General features: G+C 61.9%; 17 protein-coding genes and 1 CRISPR repeat array. Of the genes, 12 read left to right on the forward strand and 5 right to left on the reverse strand.

Annotated elements, in window-relative coordinates; translation table 11 throughout:
- Positions 1-11: 11 nt before the first annotated feature.
- A CRISPR array of direct repeats spans positions 12-1869; the repeat unit is 28 nt; unit sequence GTCTTCCCCACGCCCGTGGGGGTGTTTC.
- A 99-nt stretch (positions 1870-1968) separates the two neighbouring features.
- The 4 genes from LQ952_RS01840 (at position 1969) to LQ952_RS01855 (ending at position 8760) form a co-directional block, all read left to right on the forward strand.
- Positions 1969-2109 (forward strand): hypothetical protein, encoded by a 141-nt coding sequence (locus LQ952_RS01840; RefSeq protein WP_238620936.1) that lies wholly within the window; start codon positions 1969-1971, stop codon positions 2107-2109.
- Positions 2110-2463: 354 nt separating this feature from the next.
- Complete coding sequence (locus LQ952_RS01845) at positions 2464-3300, forward strand: Fic family protein (RefSeq protein ID WP_238620938.1); 837 nt, start codon at positions 2464-2466, stop codon at positions 3298-3300.
- 149 nt (positions 3301-3449) lie between these two features.
- Positions 3450-6818 carry an ABC transporter substrate-binding protein gene (locus tag LQ952_RS01850; RefSeq protein ID WP_238620940.1) on the forward strand — a complete coding sequence of 1123 codons (3369 nt, stop codon included), beginning with the start codon at positions 3450-3452 and terminating at the stop codon, positions 6816-6818.
- A gap of 286 nt (positions 6819-7104) precedes the next feature.
- On the forward strand, positions 7105-8760 hold the full coding sequence (locus LQ952_RS01855; RefSeq protein WP_238620941.1) for a methyl-accepting chemotaxis protein: 1656 nt from the start codon (positions 7105-7107) through the stop codon (positions 8758-8760).
- Between the two features lie 4 nt (positions 8761-8764).
- Here LQ952_RS01855 and soxB read toward each other — a convergent pair whose 3' ends face one another.
- The 5 genes from soxB to LQ952_RS01880 form a co-directional block, all read right to left on the reverse strand.
- Complete coding sequence (gene soxB, locus LQ952_RS01860; RefSeq protein ID WP_238620943.1) at positions 8765-10546, reverse strand: thiosulfohydrolase SoxB; 1782 nt, start codon at positions 10544-10546, stop codon at positions 8765-8767.
- Positions 10547-10919: 373 nt separating this feature from the next.
- Positions 10920-11228 carry a thiosulfate oxidation carrier complex protein SoxZ gene (gene soxZ, locus LQ952_RS01865; protein ID WP_238620945.1) on the reverse strand — a complete coding sequence of 103 codons (309 nt, stop codon included), beginning with the start codon at positions 11226-11228 and terminating at the stop codon, positions 10920-10922.
- Between the two features lie 49 nt (positions 11229-11277).
- Complete coding sequence (soxY, locus tag LQ952_RS01870) at positions 11278-11745, reverse strand: thiosulfate oxidation carrier protein SoxY (protein WP_238620947.1); 468 nt, start codon at positions 11743-11745, stop codon at positions 11278-11280.
- A 170-nt stretch (positions 11746-11915) separates the two neighbouring features.
- Entirely contained in the window at positions 11916-13385 is a 1470-nt protein-coding gene (locus LQ952_RS01875) for a M48 family metalloprotease (RefSeq protein ID WP_238620949.1), read from the reverse strand.
- A 14-nt stretch (positions 13386-13399) separates the two neighbouring features.
- A complete protein-coding gene (locus tag LQ952_RS01880; RefSeq protein WP_238629135.1) occupies positions 13400-13711 on the reverse strand; it encodes a hypothetical protein in 312 nt (103 codons plus the stop codon).
- 521 nt (positions 13712-14232) lie between these two features.
- Here LQ952_RS01880 and LQ952_RS01885 point away from each other — a divergent pair.
- The 8 genes from LQ952_RS01885 (at position 14233) to LQ952_RS01920 (ending at position 21221) form a co-directional block, all read left to right on the forward strand.
- Positions 14233-14463: a sulfurtransferase TusA family protein gene (locus tag LQ952_RS01885; RefSeq protein ID WP_238620953.1), complete on the forward strand. Its 231-nt coding sequence runs from the start codon at positions 14233-14235 to the stop codon at positions 14461-14463.
- Positions 14464-14546: 83 nt separating this feature from the next.
- A complete protein-coding gene (dsrE2, locus tag LQ952_RS01890; RefSeq protein ID WP_238620955.1) occupies positions 14547-15014 on the forward strand; it encodes a sulfur carrier protein DsrE2 in 468 nt (155 codons plus the stop codon).
- 237 nt (positions 15015-15251) lie between these two features.
- On the forward strand, positions 15252-15917 hold the full coding sequence (locus LQ952_RS01895) for a 4Fe-4S dicluster domain-containing protein (RefSeq protein ID WP_238621020.1): 666 nt from the start codon (positions 15252-15254) through the stop codon (positions 15915-15917).
- Positions 15918-16271: 354 nt separating this feature from the next.
- Entirely contained in the window at positions 16272-17690 is a 1419-nt protein-coding gene (locus tag LQ952_RS01900) for a heterodisulfide reductase-related iron-sulfur binding cluster (RefSeq protein WP_238620957.1), read from the forward strand.
- Positions 17690-18739, forward strand: coding sequence for a CoB--CoM heterodisulfide reductase iron-sulfur subunit A family protein (locus LQ952_RS01905; protein ID WP_238620959.1), 1050 nt, complete (start codon positions 17690-17692; stop codon positions 18737-18739). The genes LQ952_RS01900 and LQ952_RS01905 overlap by 1 nt, the downstream gene beginning before the upstream one ends.
- A 7-nt stretch (positions 18740-18746) precedes the next feature.
- Positions 18747-19562, forward strand: coding sequence for a hypothetical protein (locus LQ952_RS01910; RefSeq protein ID WP_238620961.1), 816 nt, complete (start codon positions 18747-18749; stop codon positions 19560-19562).
- 32 nt (positions 19563-19594) lie between these two features.
- Positions 19595-20311 (forward strand): 4Fe-4S dicluster domain-containing protein, encoded by a 717-nt coding sequence (locus LQ952_RS01915; RefSeq protein ID WP_238620963.1) that lies wholly within the window; start codon positions 19595-19597, stop codon positions 20309-20311.
- Positions 20304-21221 carry a CoB--CoM heterodisulfide reductase iron-sulfur subunit B family protein gene (locus LQ952_RS01920; protein WP_238620965.1) on the forward strand — a complete coding sequence of 306 codons (918 nt, stop codon included), beginning with the start codon at positions 20304-20306 and terminating at the stop codon, positions 21219-21221. Before LQ952_RS01915 ends, LQ952_RS01920 begins: the two co-directional genes overlap by 8 nt.
- The last annotated feature ends 5 nt before the right edge of the window (positions 21222-21226 follow it).

Consider the following 21226-nt stretch of genomic DNA (forward strand, 5'->3'; position numbering starts at 1 on the left):
GACTGCCGTTAGTCTTCCCCACGCCCGTGGGGGTGTTTCCTCAAGAGCCTGCGCGTTGAGCGTGTGGAGTGGGTCTTCCCCACGCCCGTGGGGGTGTTTCTGCGGCACGCGGATCGTCCACCGGGCGAGGGATGTCTTCCCCACGCCCGTGGGGGTGTTTCACCCCACTGCGGTGCGGGTGCCCGTGTTCTACGGTCTTCCCCACGCCCGTGGGGGTGTTTCTTGGCCGGTGTGGTCGTAGGCCTCGACACGATAGTCTTCCCCACGCCCGTGGGGGTGTTTCTGCTGTAAGTACGTTAGGCTCCGACCTGCGACGGTCTTCCCCACGCCCGTGGGGGTGTTTCTCCAGTTCGGGACCAGCGAAGGCCAGGCTCTGGGTCTTCCCCACGCCCGTGGGGGTGTTTCCGTCGCCATCGACGCCGACTCGTGGGCCTGGAGGTCTTCCCCACGCCCGTGGGGGTGTTTCTCAGCGTGGAGATTTCTCGGAACGCGGTATCGAGTCTTCCCCACGCCCGTGGGGGTGTTTCCACGTGACGGACCCAAGCTGGGGGTGGCTGGGCGTCTTCCCCACGCCCGTGGGGGTGTTTCCACGATGACGGCGGAGAGGAAAAGGTTTCTGCGGTCTTCCCCACGCCCGTGGGGGTGTTTCTCCATCGCCAAAGCCATGGGCATGGCCGAAGAGGTCTTCCCCACGCCCGTGGGGGTGTTTCTGACGTCAGAGACGATGTGCTGCCCGAGGCCAGGTCTTCCCCACGCCCGTGGGGGTGTTTCTGCCTGCGAGTCAAACGGCATGGCTTACTCCGTGTCTTCCCCACGCCCGTGGGGGTGTTTCCCCAGAGGGTGGCGGCGGATCGGTCCAGGGGGAGTCTTCCCCACGCCCGTGGGGGTGTTTCCTGCGCAGTTGCCCGCCCAGAGCCGCTTACAGAGTCTTCCCCACGCCCGTGGGGGTGTTTCCAGCGTCCTCAAAGCCCTCCCGCCCGGCGCAGGGTCTTCCCCACGCCCGTGGGGGTGTTTCTGCGCCGCCAGGCCGAGGGCGAGCAGCCATGACGTCTTCCCCACGCCCGTGGGGGTGTTTCCTTTGCAGGCGGCCAAACCGGCTGCTATTTTGCGTCTTCCCCACGCCCGTGGGGGTGTTTCTGTGGTCGGATGAAACCACAGGCGAGTGGGAGTGTCTTCCCCACGCCCGTGGGGGTGTTTCGGTGTTTCTGCCGCAGTGGATCAGAGGATTGACGTCTTCCCCACGCCCGTGGGGGTGTTTCTGTCCTGACTCTTCAGCTTCTCCTCGTCCGCCAGTCTTCCCCACGCCCGTGGGGGTGTTTCCTGAGTTCGTGCCGCGCATAAGCGTATTCTTCGGTCTTCCCCACGCCCGTGGGGGTGTTTCCGCCGTGCGAGTTCTGATTGGTTGTATCCGGCAGTCTTCCCCACGCCCGTGGGGGTGTTTCTTCCGCGCATTCCCCTGGCTGCTGATGGCCCTGGTCTTCCCCACGCCCGTGGGGGTGTTTCCATCGACACGGTGACCGTCTCCGCGGCGGCCTTGTCTTCCCCACGCCCGTGGGGGTGTTTCCTCGATACTCGTCAGCGGTACATGCAGCATGTGGTCTTCCCCACGTCCGTGGGGGTGTTTCTGACTGGCAGCGCCTTTGGGCGATCTTCCTTTGGTCTTCCCCATGTCCGTGGGGGTGTTTCCGAGTTTCGGCGCCAGGCGGCCCGCAAGGGGTAGTCTTCCCCACGTCCGTGGGGGTGTTTCCAGCACCGTGGGCTGGCTGTCTTCCTCCCCGGTGTCTTCCCCACATCCGTGGGGGTGTTTCATCTCTTCTTTTAATCGCCGCTGCTCATCCAATGTCTTCCCCACATCCGTGGGGGTGTTTCATGCGTTCCCTGCACCTGCGGGGATGAACTCGCAGGTGACCTTGCCCGCGTCGGTGGTTATCCTTACTCCAGATTCGGGTCGGACATGCGGGGTGACTCGTGAAATTAGTGGTTCAGGGCGTTCTGCTCATGCTGGCCGCCATAGGGCTGGCTGCAGCCTCGGTGGATCTGGCGGTGTTGGTTTTGTTTGCCGCCCTGGGCGTGATCGTTACGGGCTTGGTCCGGGCGTTGTTGACATAAGTGGGTGTCGGTGGTGCACGGGTTCGAACCGGACATCTCGCGCGGGGCGCTTTGCCTCCCCCAGGGAGGATCACCACCACACCCGATATCGAGCATAGCTTGCGGCCCTTACATGCCTCAACTTCATATTCCACGCCCGTCCGGCCACCTCGTTCAGAGGCAGGTAGTCACCATGGACTTGAGCCGGTCCAGTACCTCAAAGCCATGCATGTCGGGGAGTTCGAGGTCGAGAAAATCAGACGGGGTTTGTAGGCGGCGGCCGGATCGAGTCCAAGCAGCATCGTGATATAAAGTCGGCTACCCAAGCCCTGGGCACTCTCCACCAATGCCGGTGAAAGCGGATACCTAAAGCTGATGAAGATACCCAGGCTGAAAGCACTCAATGGGCTCGACCGCGATCTGCAACAGTCGCTGCTAAGCCAGATCCGCGACCTCTGGACCCACACCTCCACTGCCCTGGAGGGCAACACCCTCACCCTGGGCGAGACCAAGTTCGTCATCGAGGAGGGGCTGACGGTTTCCGGCAAGCCGCTGAAGGATCACCAAGAGGTGATGGGGCATGCGCGGGCGATCGAACTGATCTATCAGGGGTTGGACGGGACAGTCACCGAGTCGTGCCTGTTCGATCTGCACAGGGCGGTGCAATCGGAAGCCGTGGCTGACATCTACAAACCCTGCGGCGCCTGGAAGGTGGAGCCGAACGGGACCTATGCAGTCACCGAGGAGGAGCGCCAGACCTTCATTGAATACGCTGCACCCGAAGATGTCCCCACGCTGATGGCCGAGTGGTTGGCCGAGCTCAATCGGCTCGCCGTCGAACCCTTGAGTGAGACGGACGCGGTCAATGCCTATGCCCGGCTGCACCTGGGGTTCGTGCATTTGCATCCGTTCTGGGACGGCAACGGGCGCATGGCCCGCCTGTTGAGTAACATCCCGGTCTTGCGTTCCGGCCACCCGCCGGTGGTGATCGACGTGCGCGACCGCAAGGAGTACATCGACATTCTGGCCCAATACGAACTGGCGAGCGGGCAGCTCACAGCCGCGACCGGCGTTTGGCCTGCCGAGGCCCAAGGGCGTTCCTTCCGGGCTTTTTGCCGGCGGTCCTATCAGACGACGCGGCACCTGGTCGAACAGGCGAGCGATCAGCAAGCGAGGCGCAATCGTAGGCATAAAGGCGGGGATGCGGGTTGAGGCCTACAAGGCGCGCTCCATCATGGAGGGGCCTCAGTCTGGATGCTTAGATCCAGTCCGGCATCTCGCCACCGCCGTCCCCATCATGGCCTGATCGGTTATCATTGCTGCGTACCTGCCGTAATGGCGCATCACGTGGTATATCCGCCATGTCCCTACCACTGTCTGGTCCCATCCGTCTGGGTCTGATGGCCCCCCTGACCGGGATTGCCGGTCTTTATGGCGAGGAAATTTGCCGGGCGGCCAGGATTGCCGTAGATGAGGTCAACAGGGCTGGAGGTGTCTTCGGTCGTCCTCTGGAACTGGTGATCGAGGACGACGGTAGCCTGCCTGAAACGGCGGTGCCCGCGGCCGAGCGTCTGGTGGATGAACATGGCTGTGTGGCCATGATCGGCAATCTCCTGTCCAATTCCCGTATTGCCGTGGCCTGCCGGGTGGCCACGCCCCGACGCGTGCCCTTGCTGAACTTTTCCTTCTACGAGGGGAGTATTTGCGAGCCCTTTTTCTTCAGTTTTTCCGTCCTGCCCAATCAACAGATCGAGCCGATGGTTCCCTTCATGGCCCGGCGCCATGGTTCGAAGATGTTTTTTGCGGGCCATAATTATGAGTGGCCCCGTGGCTCCATCGATGCTGCCAAGCAGGTCCTGCTCGCATTGGGTGGGGATGTGGTGGGGGAGGAGTACCTCCCCTTCGACGTGAGTGAGCAGGAACTGGCGATTTTGCTGGAGCAGGTCAGCCGCTCAGGTGCCGATGTGTTCGTGCCCTATTTTGCCGGCCAGGATCAGGTCAGGCTGTTCCGACGTTGCGCGGCCATCGGTCTGAATCGGCGCATGGCCCTGGTCTCCGGCCATTTCGATGAAATCATGGCAGGCCAGCTTTCCCGGGAGGCACGCCAGGGGCTTTATGCCGTCAACAGTTATTTCATGTCGGTGGATACCCAAGCCAACCGTGACGTCCTCCAACGCCTGTCTGACTTGCCGGATGTGACCGGCATCTGGCCTCGGGGTAATGGTGTGCTGACCCACTTTGGCGAAGGTGTCTACGTTTGCGTGCATGCCTTCGCTCAGGCGGTGCAGCGAGCCGGCGGACTGACGCCCGAGGCATTGTGCGCAGCCCTGGGGCGGGTGCGGGTGTCGGCGCCCCAGGGTGACGTGAGTATGGACCCGGAGCTTCGCCATGCCCAGGTCAACAGCTACCTGGCGCGCTGCAACGCCAATGGCGGCTTCAGCGTCATTGAAAGCTTTGGCGGGATATCACCGTTGATTCCTGAACGCTACCAGCCATCTTCCCGGCTGCTCGGTTCGCAGCCGCAGACACTGCTTGGGCAGTTTATCTCCGCCCCGGCACCTGATGGCCATGCAGATGCCGGATTGGCACAACACATCCTTGCCTGGGCGGATATCGCCATCCTGACGGCGGATGCGCAGGGGATGCTGACCCACGTCAACCGGCGGGCCTGTGAACTGTTCGGCTATGAGGAGGGAGAGTTGGTCGGGCAGTCGGTGCATCTGCTGGTACCGCCGCATATGCGGGAGCGGCATGCGCAGTTTTACCAGCAGTTCCTTGATGGTCCCGAGGAAAAACGTCGCATGTCGGAACGTGCGGAAATCACGGGATACCACAAGGATGGCAGTTTCCTTTCCCTGGAGGCTTCCATCGCCAAGTTCCATGAGCATGGTGTCTGGAATCTGGTAGTGACCGTACTGGATATCTCGGCCCGCAAGCGGGCGGAGAAAGAGCTGCTCTGGCGTGCCACCCATGACGTACTTACCGGCCTTCCCAACCGGTCCCTGATGCATGAGCGTGTGGGAAATGCACTGGAACGCTCTCGCCGCCATGGCCTGAATGTGGCCATGCTGCATCTGGGGCTGGATGGGTTCAAGCTGATCAATGACAGTCATGACCGGCAGACCGGGGATGCCCTGCTGATGGCGGTCAGTCGCCGCTTGCTGGACCAGGTCCGTCCCGGCGATACGGTGGCTCGGCTGGCCGGGGATGAGTTTGCGATCCTGGCGGAACAGGTGGGGCAGCCGGCGGCCATTGCCGGTCTGGCGGAGCGTCTCAATGAGGCGATGCGTCAGCCGTTCGAGCTCAACGGGGTGCCGGTGGTCGTGACCGCCAGCATCGGGGTGGCCACGGGGCAGGGCAGCACCCACAGTGCCGACGACGTGATGCGTTGCGCGGAGACGGCGCTGCATGCCCTCAAGCAACAGGGGCGTGATGGTTGGCAGTTTTTCAATGACTACCAGCATCATCAGGCCCTGCAGCGGCTGAATGTGACCCTGGGATTGCGGATGGCTATCGACAATCAGGAGTTGCAGGCCCGGTTTCAGCCCATCCTGTCGTCGGATCGTGGACGGATCGTCGGTGCCGAGTTGTTGCTGCGCTGGTTTCCTCCGCAAGGGGAGGTCTCTCCGGCGGTCTTCATTCCCATCGCCGAGATGAGCGGTGTCATTCTGCCCATCGGTCTTTGGGTATTTCGGACCGGGTGTCTGGCCGAGGTGGAGTGGCGCCGTCGCTGGGGGACGGCGGCCCCGTATGTCTCCATCAACCTCTCCGCCCGTCAGTTGAGCGATGAGTCGCTGGTGGATGACATGCGCTGCGTGCTTCAGGAAACCGAGGCCGATCCGGTGCGCATCGTCCTGGAAGTGACGGAGACGGCGTTGATGGCGGATATCGACGCCAATCTTCGGGTGCTTCGCCGGTTGGCGGAACTGGGGTTGCGGCTGGCCGTGGATGATTTCGGCACGGGTTATTCCTCTTTGGCCCAGCTCACCCGTCTGCCGGTGAGCATTCTGAAGATTGATCGTGCCTTTGTGGATGGGATCGAGACCCGTCATGAGAGCCGCGCCGTGGTCAGGGCCGTCATCGGCCTGGGACGATCCCTGGGGTTGGCGCTGGTGGCGGAAGGAGTGGAAACCCAGGGGCAGCATCTGGAGTTGCTGAACGGGGGATGCGGGCTGTTTCAGGGATATCTGTTTCATCCTCCCATGAGGCCGGAGGATTTCGTCCGTCTGATGGATGCGCAGTCCGATTTTGAGCATGGGGAGGATCAGGGTACGGAAAGTTTCGTGCTGTATGTCAGCCGTACCGTCGAACCGTTGGGTGACGAGTCCTTGCAGGCAATTTTGCGGACTGCGCGCATAGCCAACGCCCGGTCCGGCGTGACCGGATTTCTGATCTATCAGGATGGCCAGTTCATGCAGATGCTGGAGGGGCCCAGGGCACAGGTGGAGGCGACGATGGCACGAATCCGTCTGGATCCTCGGCATGAAGATGTCCACATCGTGGCGGAGGGAGATATCCGTACACGGGTCTTCTCGGACTGGAGCATGGGGTTTCAGGACATGTCCCGGTCAAGCGGGGAACCGGATTTCAGCCAGTGGCAGCGGCGCACCATCAGCCTGCTGGAACTGGCCGAGGATGCCCATACCTGCTATGCCTATATATCAGCGTTTGCCGGCAAGGCCGATACCGGTGTGGAGGGAGGGTCTCCGACGGATGCGGAAACATCATGACCAAGGGAGTGTTGCACTCGCTTAGCCAGAGGAGGAATGTTTAGAATAGATATAAATTTTAATGTCAAACGGTTGCTATGCGTGCATGATGACGACAGTGGACGGTTTCCTGCCTGGGGTGTTTTGAGTGAGTCACTCCCGCACCAGCGGGGATCCGGTCACGGGCTGAAAGTTCTGGACTCCCGCCTTCGCGGGAGTGACGCCAGGAGGGTTGTTCAGTATTTCCCTTTTTGGGCCAATGAAGCCCGCAAAGAATACCCGATACTTGCCGAGAAGAGCCTATCCCATGTGGAACAACCTGACCATCCGCACGCGCTTGATCAGTGTTACGGTGATCCTTCTGATTCTGATCGGTGTCGCTGTCTTGTTCATCTCCAGTCAGGGTGCCGGCAGCATGGGATACACGTTGGTGGACCATACCCTGAGGATGAAGATCGAGGGGGACATCTGGTCTGCGGGCAACCACGTTACCAGTGAGTGGGGCGCGCTGCGTCTGGTGGACGGAAAGCTGGTGGATGCCCAGGGCCAGCCGATCAACGATCGCCTTGAGGTGGTGGACAGGCTGAGTCAGGAGTTGGGTGTACTGGCGACGGTATTTGCCCGGGACGGCAGGGACTTTACCCGGGTGACTACCAGCGTTCGTCTGCCCGATGGGCGCCGTGCGGTGGGTACGCAACTGGGACAGGCCAGTTCGGCGTTCGCACCGGTTTCGGCAGGTCAACGCTATATCGGTGAGGCGCAGATCCTGGGGGCGGCCCATCTTACGGTCTATGAACCGATCAAGGATGCCTCCAATCAGGTCATCGGCATCCTGTTCCTGGGCATTCCGCGACAGCAAATCGATGCCATCGTCAGTCAGGGCGTGAACCAGATGGTGGCTCGCCTGGTGCTGGGCATCTTGTTGCTGGTGGCGGGGGGCGTGGTGGTCGCTGTCTTCCTGGCCCGGCTCATCGTCGGCCCCATTGTCCGATTATCCGATGCCCTGCACGATATTTCCCGGGGGGAGGGTGATCTGACCCGGCAGCTGGAGGCGAGAGGGCGGGATGAGTTGTCCGACCTTGCCAGGGCCTTCAATGAATTTGTCGGCAAGATCCGCGACCTGGTCCGGCAGGCAGGCGCCGCCTCCAGCCAGTTGGCGGCGGCAGCAGAGCAACTGTCCAGCACCACGGAAGAGACCCGTGGGCAGGTGCGTCGGCAGCATTCTGAAACCGATCAGGTGGCCACTGCCATGAACCAGATGACCGCCACGGTGCATGAGGTGTCCCGCAATGCTTCCGAAGCGGCGCATGCGGCCGCTTCCACGCGTCAGGAGGCTGTCGCGGGGGAAAGGGAGGTCAAGGAGACGATCCGCGCCATCGAGGCCTTGGCCAGGGAGGTGGAGAATGCCTCCCAGGTCATTACCCGATTGTCCGAGGACAGTGATGATATCGGCAAGGTGCTGGAAGTGATTCGGGACATTGCCGAACAGACCAATCTGCTGGCCCTGAATGCAGCCATTGAGGCTGCCCGGGCCGGTGAGCAGGGTAGGGGCTTTGCGGTGGTGGCCGATGAAGTGAGAACCCTGGCCAGTCGTACCCAGACCTCCACCACGGAGATCCAGGCCATGATCGAGCGGCTGCAGTCGGGCGCCTCGGGTGCCGTGAAAGCCATGGAGGATGGCCGGGGCAAGGCGCGTCAGAGCGTGACCCAGGCCGCCCGGGCCGGTGAGTCGCTCAAGGCCATCAGCGGCGCCGTCAATAACATCAATGACATGAATGCCCAGATCGCCAGTGCCGCCGAGGAGCAGTCGGCGGTGACCGAGGAGATCAACCGCAATATCATCAATATCGCCCAGGCCGTGGAACAGACTTCGTCCGGTTCCGATCAGATCGCCCTGGCCAGCGACGAGTTGGCCAGGCTGGCGGCGGAACTGCAGAGCCTGGTGGGGCGTTTCAAGGTTTGATCATTTACGCGGCAATACCGGGATTGCCGTCCACACCCTTGAGTACCGGTTCATTGAGGTCGGTGATGCGCACGGTCTGATGATCCCGCAGATAATCGGCCACCACGTCCCAGATCTTGCGGCCGGTGTCACCCATCGGCTGTTCCTGCACGCTGGCCCAGCCCGCCACCACGTAGGTGCCGTTCGGGTCGACGGGCTTGCCGTCCAGTTCCATGGCCGTGATGCGTTCGCCGATCTCCCGGGTGGGGTCGATGGCGTAGCGCAGCCCGCCCACGCGCACCATGTCCCCGCCCTGTTGGTAGAACGGATCCTTGTTGAACAGGTTGTCGGCCACGTCTTCCAGGATGGTCTTGATCATCTCGCCGCTCATCTCGTTGCGGGTCACCGCCGGGTAGGTGAGGCCGGTCTGGTCCATCACGTGTTCGAAGGTGATGGGCATGCCCGGCAGCACGGTGGTGCCCCAGCGGAAGCCGGGAGAAAACGAGATCTGGGCATCCACCTGTTCCATCAGGGCATCGCAGATGAGCTGGTCGAAGGTGCCGTTGAAGTTGCCCCGGCGGTAGAGCAGATCGTCGCTGACGGCCAGTGTCTCGCCGAGCTTGTCCGCCATGCGGAAGGTGTCGCCGTCGTAGGTGACGGTGCGGTTGCGCAGGTTGTCGATATACCGGCCCATTTCCGGGTCGGGGTCGATCAGGTCGGCGAACACCGGCAGCAGGTGGTAGCGGTAACCCTCGATCCGGCCGTTGGCGAAGTTCAGGTCCAGGATGGCGAGGAATTTGCCGTTGGAGCCGCCGTTGGTGACCAGGCAGGTGCCGCCGTCGGGGGTTCTGACCTCCAGGGGGGCGGGGACCGCGTCATGGGTGTGGCCGCCCATGATGGCGTCGATGCCGTTGACCAGGCCGGCCATCTTGATGTCCACGTCCATGCCGTTGTGGGACAGCACCACCACCACCTCGGCCCCCTCGGCGCGTGCCTGATCGACGCTGTCCTGCATCTCCCGGTGCCGGATGCCGAAGGACCACTCCGGTATCAGGTGTCTGGGGTTGGCGATGGGGGTGTAGGGGAAGGCCTGGCCGATCACTGCCACGTTGACACCGTTGATCTCGCGGATCACATAGGGTTTGAAGACCCGCTCCTCCCAGTCCACGTCCACCACGTTCTGGGCTACGAAGTCGATGCGGCCGGCAAAGTCGTTCCGCAGGATCTCCTGGACTCGCTCGGCACCGAAGGTGTATTCCCAGTGACCGGTCATGATGTCCACCCCAAGCAGCAGTTGGGCGTCCACCATGTCCTGGGCTCGGGTCCAGACTCCGGTGCCTGAGCCGCCGCCCCAGGTATCGCCGCCATCCAGCAGCAGGGTGCCGGGACGCTGGGCGCGGATGTGCTTGACCAGGGTGGCCAGATGGGCGAATCCGCCGACGCGCCCGTACTGTTCCGCCAGACGGGTAAAATCCAGGTGGGTATAGGCATGGGACCAGAGGTTGGGGTGTTCCAGGCCGTAGTGATTCAGCAGATGCCGGCCCACCAGGTGAGGGGGGCGGCCCTGCATTTCGCCGATGCCCAGGTTGACGTGGGGCTCGCGAAAGTACACGGGCAGCAACTGGCCGTGGCAGTCGGTGTAGTGCAGCAGCGAGACATTACCGTAGGGGCGCAGCTCATAGGGGTTGCCGGTGGTATCCGCTTGCGGCAGGGCGGCGCCGTTGCCGCGGCCGCACGCGGTCAGGGCGAAGCCGGCCATGCCCGCGGCACTCAGTATCTGGAGAAATTCTCTGCGGGTCAGGTTCATGCCTTCTCCTCACACGATGATTGAACGTGGGCCGGCGGGTCCCGGCCAAAAGAAAGCCCGGCTTAACCGGGCATGCTGAATCTGGCAGGTGTTGTTTAAGGACGCACTGAACAAGTTCCCTTCCGTCACTCCCGCTCTCCACGTCACTCCCGCGAAAGCGGGAGTCCAGGGCTTGCCACCCTGCGACTGGATTCCCGCTTGCGCGGGAATGACCTATTCAGAACATCTTTAGGTGTTCCTGCTTGGACCTGTGCCGGTCACCCGGGTCTGGTCTCTACTGCTCCTCTTTGGTGGTGGTCCCGATCAGACCGGGACCCTTGGCGCGACAAACCTCCTGCGTACTGCGTTTTTTTTATGGCTGATCTTCTGTGTATCAGCTGATGCGGACTTCGGTGGTATCCGATTCGCCGTTGTTGTCTACCCAGGACAGCGTCAGGGTATCGCCGGCGGCGGCTCCTTCGAACTGGAAGGACAGATAGGGATTGCGGGAAATGGCCGGACCCCAGTTGGCGGTCAGTACGTGCTTGCCGTTGCACTCGGCCTTGACCTCGGTAATGAAATGGGCCGGAATCGTGTTGCCCCCCTGGTCGCGGCGCTGGCCGGTTTCCATGGGGTGACTGATGAGGGCGCGTACATTGGTGACGCCGCCTTCGATCTGAGCTCGGACTCGGATGCTGGACATGGTGCTTTCTCCTGCGAATTCGCCTTGATGCCGCGGTTGTCGGGCGCTCTTAGCCGCCGCAACCGCCGATGGTGACCTTGACCTCTTTGGTGCCGCTGTAGAGCTGGCCGTTGGCCTTGAGTACTGCGACGATATCGGAGGTTTCGCCCATCTTGATCCGGGTGGCGACGAAGGCCCTGGTGCCTTCACCCAGCTTGTAGCTGGAGGTCAGGGGGGCATTGTTGGCGACCGCCAGGATGGCAATGTCGGTGACACCGGTCAGGCTGGATTCTACGGTGATCGGGACCACCGCACCGTTTTCGGCGATATCCGGTGCACGGATGGTGATGTCACCACTGCTGTGACTGTCCGAGCCTAGGGCGGATTTCAGGGCATCGCTCAGGGAGTTGGCCTGAAAGGCGGCCTTGGGCCAGTCGGCGAGTACGGTACTTGGGGTCAGCAGGCCGGCGCCCACGGCGACACCCACGGTGCCCGCCGCGAGGGTGCCCTTGAGAAACACTCGACGCTTGCTGTTCATGCGGTCTCCTCCACTCACACTCACGACTCTTTACATGGTTGGAGATGCCCTGTTTCGACGCGGGGTCTTGCCGCGGGCTCTCTGGGGATACAGCCTACCTAACTAAATCTTTTTTACAAGTACTTTTTGGTTATATGGGGCTTGATGTGCCTCAATGCTCAAGCCCCGGCTCAGCGATCGTCCACAAACCGTAACGCGATGGTGCGTTTGCTCCTGACCCGCTCTTCCGCGTGGGGGGTCAGATCCCGCGCAGTCAGGGCCATGTCCAGTTGCCTGACGGTCTCACGATATTGACCATGATGGAAATAATATTCCGCCATACTTTCATGACTGACCGCATCCCGGCCCAGGCGTGAGGCGGCATCGGCCTTGAGGCGCAGCAGCTCGGGGGCCTTGGCCTCGGCCGATAGCAGGCCATCGGCCACCTGTACGGCCCGGCTGTACTCTCCGGCCCCGATCAGGGCCTGCACATAGGTCTGGGTGATCGGCAGGTGCCTGGGGTAGATGTCGTCCAGTCTTTTCAGGATCTCCAGGGCAGCACGGTGGTTCGCGGGTCTGGCCGCCATGTGTGCCTCTGCCCGGGCCAGTTCCAGAAAGAGATCCGCGCCTTCCTGTCCTGATACATCCTGGAGTGCCTTGATGGCCTGTTCGGTCTGGCCGCGCTGGATGAGCGCGATGGCATGGCCGTAGACCCTGGCTGCATCACTGCTGTTACCGTTCCGATCGCGGGTGTAGAGATCAATGATCCGACCCGGGTCCTGCAGGGCCTGGACCCGGGCACGGATCATGCGAAAGGCCTGGGCATCGGTGCGAAAGTCGCCTTCATATTGGTCGGCCCTGAGCCGACTGTCGGTGATGCGATTGCTGGTGACGGGGTGGGTGCGCAGATACTCCGGTACCGCCTCTCCGGCACCGCCGCTGAGTTGCAGCATGCGTTCGAAGAAGCCGGGCATGGCCTGGGGGTCGTAGTCTGCCGCCGCCAGAATGCCGATGCCGATCCGGTCCGCTTCTTGTTCGTTGGCTCGGGTGAAGTTGATCCGGGCCTGAACGCCGCCGGCCATGCCGCCGATGATGGCCGCCTGGCCCACTTCCGGGGCATAGGCACTGGCGATGATGCCGGCCAGAATCGCTAACCCCGTGGCCAGGTCGATACGGGTGCTGCCCGCATAGGCCCGGGCGATATGGCGCTGGGTGACATGGGCGATTTCATGGGCGATGACCGCGGCCAGTTCCCCTTCGTTGCGGGCGGCGTCGATCAGCCCGGTGTTGACGCCGATGATGCCCCCCGGCATCGCGAAGGCGTTGATGCGCGGATCTTCCACCACCAGGAAGGTGAAATTGGGGTGGGCATCGGGGGCACTGGAGACCAGACGTTGCCCGAGGGCTTCCACATAGCCCAGCAGGACCGGGTCTTTGCTCAGAGGCAGGGTGCGGCGCACTTCCCTGAGCAGGGTGCGTCCCAGTTGCTGTTCCTGGGAGGGTGAGAGCAGGGCGGATGAGGGATCCCCGATCTCCGGCAGATTGATGCCCGCCCGGACCGGGGCGATGATGATGAGCAGGAGCAGGCAGAGCCCCGCGGCCATGAGCCCACGCCAGCCGTCGGCTCCCGATTTGCGGTTGGGGGCCGATCGGTCCGGCATGGGGGGCGAGCCTGCTACTTGCCCAGGCCGGGGGCCGAGGCGTAGGCGTTCATGGTGGTGCGGTTTTCCCATAGTTTCGGCATAAGCATGGCCTCCGGCAGCATGAAACGCTTGGACTGGTCCACCGGGATGGTCCGTGCAATCCGAACCACATCCCCATAGCGGATCTTGAACAACTGCCCTGAGTGGGGGCCGTCAGTCCGGCGCGCGATCATGCTGTCATCAAAGAGCCGATGCACGTAGAGGTTGGCGGGGCGCAGGCGCCGATGTTCGTCACGCAAGGTGACAGCATACTGGGTATCGGCGGCAAAATGCTTCTTGTCCACGATGAGGGCTCCTCCGCTTTGGGCGGCCGGGCTGGTGTTGGGGAACACTATCATGCGTGTTTCCGGTGAGACAGCGGCCTGATTTCTTCGTTCAGTGGTTGTGGGAATTGTTCTCATATTCTTCTTTTCGCATAAGCTGGAAGTTTAGAAGAATATAGCTATATTGTTATTGATGATAAGCAAATAATTTTATGTCCGCCCCGGGGTGTCCTATCAAGGGACGGCTTGAACTGGCCATTCCCGTGTAAGCGGGAATCCAGCGGCGGACTAGAAGCCCTGGACTCCCGCTTTCGCGGGAGTGACGAGGTAGGAGGGGCGGGAGCGGCGTGGATTTTCGCGGGAGTGACGGCAGAGGAGGAACTTCCCCAAGTCGTTCTGGTAGGCGGATAAAAAATACTGAAGTTTTCCCTGTCCGATAACGGGAAATTTCGTGAGATGATCGGGGCGGGCGCCGGCAGGACCCCATCGGGGGCGTCGGCGAAGAGACCCCAGACCACTTGATAGACGAGGAGAAAATCGAGATGTCCGATTTTGACCAGGAACTGGATGCCTCCGGGCTGAACTGCCCCCTGCCCATCCTGCGTGCCAAGAAATCCCTGGCATCCATGGACAGCGGCCAGGTATTGCGGATCATCGCCACCGATCCGGGTTCCGTGAAGGATTTCGAGGCCTTTGCCAAGCAGACCGGCAATGAATTGCTTGAACACCGGGATGAGGGCGGCAAGTTCCTGTTCCTGATACGTAAGTCCTGATCCGCGGCGCCGTCCTGCCGCGCCCCGGCTGCGGCAGGACGTACACCTCGGGCTTTATCAAGGCATAACGGAGGGGATGCCTCGTGTCTGAGAAGAAGTTGGCCATCATCGCCACCAAGGGGACCCTGGACTGGGCCTACCCGCCTTTCATCCTGGCTTCCACCGCAGCCGCCCTGGGTTACCAGGTGCAGGTGTTCTTCACCTTTTATGGCCTACAACTGCTCAAAAAGAGCCCCGATCTGAAAGTGACCTCATTGGGTAATCCCGGCATGCCCATGCCGTTGCCGATGCCGGTCCTGCTGCAGGCCCTGCCCGGTATGCAGGCCATGATGACCTACATGATGAAGCAGAAGATGAAGTCCAAGGGCGTGGCCGGCGTGGAAGAACTGCGCGCGATGTGTCAGGAGGCGGACGTCAAGATGATCGCCTGCCAGATGACGGTGGATCTGTTCGACATGTCTCGGGATGACTTCATTGATGGCGTGGAATACGGCGGTGCCGCCACCTTCTTCGAGTTTGCGGGCGAGTCCGACATCTGTCTGTTCGTCTAGCCGCGATCCTTTGTACTCCCTGTGGGCGCGGTCCTCGGCCGCAGGCGGGGGCGGGACACTGAACCGAATCCATTGACGTCGGTGGGTCGGGTTCCCGCACCGGAGGCCCGTGATCGGCGCGTCAACGAGAAAATGAACTACACTCGCTGAACGCTAATGGTTGACAATTTTGCTTGGGTGTAAGGATATCTCTCCGGGCAATGAAAGACGAGGTATGCCATGGCTACTTACGCCGAAATGCAACAGGTATTCGACGACATCCGCAGCGATTTTCGCTACGACCATGAGCTCAACGGGTGTCTGAACTGCGGGATCTGCACCGCCACCTGCCCGTCGGCACAGTTCTACGACTACAGCCCCCGGGAGATCGTGCAGCTTCTGTGGACCGAGAACGTGGAGCAGGTGTACGACGCCATGCAGGAGAAGATCTGGGCCTGTGCTCAGTGCATGACCTGCGCCGCCCGCTGTCCCTTCAAGAATTCTCCCGGTGGCCTGGTGGCCATCATGCGGGAGGTGGCCATCAAGCACGAGATGCAGTCCGCCAAGGACGTACTGAGGCCCTTCGGTCGGGTGATGCTCAAGCTCATCACCACCGGCAACCAGCTCTCCCCGGACATGATCCAGCCGGATCACTTTCCCGACTGGGGTCCGAACATCCAGAAGGTGGACGGCGACCTGCGCATCCTGCGCAAGGCCATCCCCATGAAGACCCTGCAGACCACGGACACCGCCTGGGAAATCTCCCTGAAGACCTCGGTGGAGATGTACACCATTTGGGAGATGACCGGGGTACTCAAGTCCCTGGAACTGATGGATGAGAACCTGTTTGACGTGATTGAGGACTTTATCGAAGAGAAGAGGGAGGAATACGAGGAATGGCTCGAAGAACAAGAAGAAGACTGAGCCGGACCGGTGGGAAGTTCTGAAAAAGCCCTCGCCGTGATTCCGTCAAGGTTTCTTGCCGTGATTCCCGTGAAGGCCCTTTACCGTCACTCCCGCGAAGGCGGGAGTCCAGGGTTTTCAGTTTGTCACTGGATTCCCGCTTTCGCGGGAATGACGGGCGAGGGGTTGCGGGAATGACGTGCGGGAGGGTGCGGGGATGACGCGCGGGAGGGTGCGGGGATGACGCGCGGGAGGGTGCGGGGATGACGGGCGGAGGATTTGCGAGGGTGACCTATGCGGAGTTTATGCGAATGACTTATTCGGAATATCCCTTGCCTAAGTACCAAAGTCGAGCGTAGTAGAGGAGTGGCACACATGACTTCCAAGAAGAAAGATCATACCCCCGGCGGGCATAATGCCTCCGCCGAGGGGACCGGCCCCGGGGCCATGAAGCCCGGGTTTCACAATACCGACGGCCAGGGCGTGGCCGGCCACGGCGCCTTCTTCCAGCAGACCCAGCTGTCCCGCGATGAGGCCGTCCAGGCCACCGACTGGGTCCGCAAGCACGTGGCCCGTCGCACCGTCGACCTGGGTGATCGCATGGACGATGTGCGCGAGCACATGTATGAGTTGGAAAAGGAAGGCCACATCATCATCCACCGGGTGGAGGACCAGCATGACCCCAAGATGGTCAAGACCCTGTTCGGCTGGGACAAGAAGATTCCTACCCGCCAGCTCTGGCACCACAAGTCCTGCGGCCAGTGCGGCAACATCCCCGGCTACCCCACCTCCCTGCTGTGGTTCATGAACGAGTTCGGCTTCGTGCCCGGCAAGGACTACCTGGACGAGACCGACCAGACCTCCTGCACCGCCTGGAACTACCACGGTTCCGGCATCGGCAACGTGGAGTCCCTGGCGGCGGTGTTCCTACGCAATTTCCACCAAGCCTATGTCTCCGGCAAGCCCCATGGTCACGGGCCGGGTCATTTCTATCCCCTGGTCCACTGCGGGACTTCCTTCGGCAATTACAAGGAGATCCGCAAGTACCTGGTCGAATCCCCCCAGTTGCGGGAGAAGGTCACGAAGATCCTGGACAAGCTGGGGCGGCTGGTGGACGGCAAGCTGGTGATCCCCGAGGAGATCATCCACTACTCGGAATGGGTACACGTGATGCGTCATCGCATCGCCTCGGAGCTGCAGAAGATTGATGTCTCACATATCCGCACCACCGCCCATGTGGCCTGCCATTATTACAAGATGATCCACGAGGATGCCGTCTACGACGCCGACGTCCTGGGCGGCAATCGTACCGCCATCATCACTTCCATGGCCCAGGCCCTGGGCGCCCAGGTAATCGACTATTCCACCTGGTACGACTGTTGCGGCTTTGGCTTTCGGCACATCATCTCCGAGCGGGAGTTCACCCGTTCCTTCACCATGAACCGCAAGATCCGCGTGGCCCGGGAAGAGGCCAATGCCGATGTCATGCTGGCCAACGACACCGGTTGTGTCACCACCATGGACAAGAACCAGTGGATCGGCAAGGCCCATGATCAGGACTTCCAGATCCCCATCATGGCCGAGGTGCAGTTCGCCGCCCTGGCCTGCGGGGCGGACCCCCTCAAGATCGTGCAGCTGCAGTGGCATGCCTCACCCTGTGAGGACCTGGTGGAGAAGATGGGCATTTCCTGGTCCGAGGCCAAGAAGAATTTCCAGGCCTATTTGAAGGAAGTCGAGCAGGGCAATATCGAATATCTCTACAAACCCGAACTCGCTTATGGGGGTAACGCGTGATGCAGGATACCGTTCTGATCGTCGGTGCGGGACCGGCCGGCCTGTCCGCGGCGGCCCAGGTGGCCGGTGTCGGTTACAAGGCCGTGCTGGTGGAAAAGGAAGACGTGCTGGGCGGCGCCCCTATCATCTCCGGCTATGCCCGGCTGGTCCCCTCCGGTGAATGGGCCAAGGACGCCATCGGGCGCATGGTCAAGCGGGTGGAAGATGATGCCAACGTCGCCATCCACAAGGGCACCAAGGTGACGGAGTTGAACGGGGAGCCGGGCAAGTTCACTGCCAAGCTGAGCAACGGCAAGAGCGTCAAGGCCGGTGCCGTGGTGCTGGCCACCGGTTTCACCCACTTTGATTCCGTGAACAAGCCCGAGTGGGGCTTCGGCACCTTCCCGGACGTGGTCACCACCACCCAAGTGGAGCAGATGGTAACCGCCGGCAAGATCGCCTGTCCCTCCGATGGCCGTACCCCGGAGCGGGTGGCCATCCTGCTGTGCGTGGGCTCCCGCGACCGGCAGATCGGGCGCGAGTGGTGTTCCAAGATCTGTTGTACCGTCTCGACCAATCTGGCCATGGAGATCAAGGAGCTCTCGCCCAAGACCCAGGTGTTCGTTTATTACATGGACATCCGCACCTTCGGCCTTTACGAGGACCGCTTCTACTGGAAATCCCAGGAGGAATTCCGCACCAAGTTCATCAAGGCCCGTATTGCCGAAGTCACCGCCGCGCCCGATGGCCGGCTGCTGTTGAAGGGAGAGGACACCCTGGTGAAGCGCCCCATCGTCATTCCCTTCGACATGGTGGTGCATGCGGTGGGCATGGACCCCAACATGGACAATCCGGAGATCGCGGAGGTGTTCGGCGTGAGTCTGGAGAATCACGGCTTTATCGAACGCGGCGAGCATTACACCAATACCTGCGGCACCACCCGTCCCGGCATCTATTCCTGCGGGGCCGCCTACGGACCGGAGACCATCGATGACTCCATCTCCCAGGGCATGGCCGCCGGTGCCCGCGCCATTGCGGACCTGCATGGTCTGACGCGCAAGGCGGGCTGAGGTGCTGATGAATCAGTCCATCACCCCGGCGCCCCTGTCCATCCGCCTGGATGAGAAGGTGGCGGCCGTCAAGCTGGCGGCCCTGCTGGAGGACATGAGCGAGCGGGGCGGGGTGGAGAACTACCTGACCGCCCTGGGCAGCAAGCATGCCCTGTTCGCCCAGGCCCTGCCCCGGGTCCGTCCCGCGGCCCTGGTTCCGGAGCTGCCCCTGCTGTTGTTGGAATGTGTCTTTCCGGCCCGGCGGCGACTGGGGCCAGTGTTGCGGCAGATGCCTCGGGAGGCCCTGGCCGGGGCCGTGCTGGAGCTGGTTTACGGCCGAGGCGGTCTGCTCAGGCGCCTGGAGGGCTTCTGTGACCGTCTGCCGGTGCCGGAGCGCAAGCTGCGGCGGGCGGCCTGGGACCTGGGGGCGGAACTGCTGCATTTCCGGGAACCGGAAACGATCCCCCTCATGACCCGCTGGGTCTGGGACACCCAGACCATGAGCGGTGCGGTGCGGGAGTTCGTGCCGGGCAGCGACAGTCTGCAGACCCTGCCCCTGGCGATGACACCGGAGGCCCTGGAGGGGGTGCGTCAGTGGTTTGCCGCACACCTCTCCGCCAGCGGTTTCTACCGGGATCTACCCTTCATCACGGACCTGATCCTGGCTCGGGCCTACGCGGACTACGTGCGTTCCGTTTCCGGGGGGCTGGGCATCCTGCAGGGGGACTTCGGCGCCAGACAGGACCCGATGGAACTGGTGGTCAAACTGCTGGGTATCGACGAGCGGCGCGGCGCGATGGCCGCCGCGGGTCAAGAGACTTGGCATCAGGCGGGTCCGGCCTGACCCATGATGCATGAAGTGTTGCGGAGAAAAGCATGGCGATTCACGAAAAATCCCTGATCGAACCGGAGCGGCTGCTCCGCCACGATACCCTGGTGGTGGACGGTGTGGATGTTTCCGGTCACTGGAATACTATGATCACGCCCCGGACCATCACCGATTACGATGATGACTTCGAGGCCGTCATCCAGCGCTACCCGGGTGCCGAGAACGTACACCGCTGCTGGCAGTGCGGTTCCTGCACCAATTCCTGCACCATGTACGCCCAGAACGTGCAGTTTAATCCCCGCTACTGGATCTATGCGGTGCGTACCGGACTCAAGGAGGAGATCATCAAGGACAAGGACATCATCTGGCAGTGCGTATCCTGCAACAAGTGTACGAGCATCTGCCCCAAGGACGTACGCCCGGAAGGGGTGATGAAGGCCCTGTCACACTGGCTGGAGGACGAGGGCCACACGCCCAAGTCACCGTCCCGGGTCTTCGACGAGGAGTTCACCGAGCAGATCTATGCCCGTGGCCGCATCGAGGACAGTCTGGTGTTGCTGAATTTCTTCAGGAAAACCGGCCAACCCCTGGTGCCCCAGTGGCTGCGTGTGTTCGGTGTGCGTCTGATGCGGCATCTGCCGGTAGGTCTGGGGATGCGCTTTGCGCGCAATTTCTTCTTTGCCCCCAGAACTCGGTCCTGGGGACGCACCGGCGAGGTGCTCAAGCAGTATGTGCGTGAACAGAAGGAGGCCACCCATGGCTAAGGCTAAGGTTGCGTACTATCCCGGCTGCGCCCTGGAAGGCTCCGCCGGCCCCTATGACAAGTCCACCCGGGTGCTGGTGAAGGCGCTGGACATGGAGATGGTCAACCTCAAGGACTACAACTGCTGCGGTGCCATGGAGGTGAAGAACATCCATCCCATGCTGCAGACCTATCTGTCCGCCCGCAATCTGGCCATCGCCACCGAGCAGATGGGGCTGAACACGGTGATGGCCCCCTGCAACGGCTGTTACCACAACCTGAAGAAGGCCGAGTACGAGACTGCTACCTCCGAAAAAACCATGGAGACGGTGCAGGACCTGGCCCGCAAGGCGGGCGACCCGGTGTACAAGGGAGATGTTCGCACGGTGCATCTGTTGGAGTGGCTGATGGAAGAGAAAGGGCCTGAAGGCATCAAGGACCGGATGAAGAAGAGCCTGAACGGCATTCGCATCGCCAACTACTACGGCTGCATGTACACCCGTCCCCGGCAGATCTTTCCGGAGAAGGATCAGGGGCCGGGTTCCGAGTCCACCTACAAGCCGCATTTCATGGATGACCTGCTGGAGGCCGTTGGTGGGGCGAACATGGATTTTCCGCTGAAGACGGCCTGTTGCGGCGGTGCGCATACCTTGTCGGATTCCGACACCTCCACCCAGTTGGTGCTGAATCTCTTGCAGGCGGCGGAGGATTCGGGGGCCGAGGTGATCGCCACTGAATGTCCCACCTGTCACTCGGGCCTGGAGATGCACCAGGTGCGCGCGGAGACCGAGTTTGGTATCAAGACCCATGTGAAGATCGTCTACTTCACCCAGCTGCTGGGCCTGTCCATGGGGCTGTCCCCGCGCAAGCTGGGGATTCACGAGAATGTCAGTGATTCCATCGGTTTTCTGAAGGACAAGGGAGTCATTTAGGGTTT

Origin of the sequence: Ectothiorhodospira lacustris (genome assembly GCF_022227785.1) — a bacterium.
GTDB lineage: Bacteria > Pseudomonadota > Gammaproteobacteria > Ectothiorhodospirales > Ectothiorhodospiraceae > Ectothiorhodospira > Ectothiorhodospira lacustris.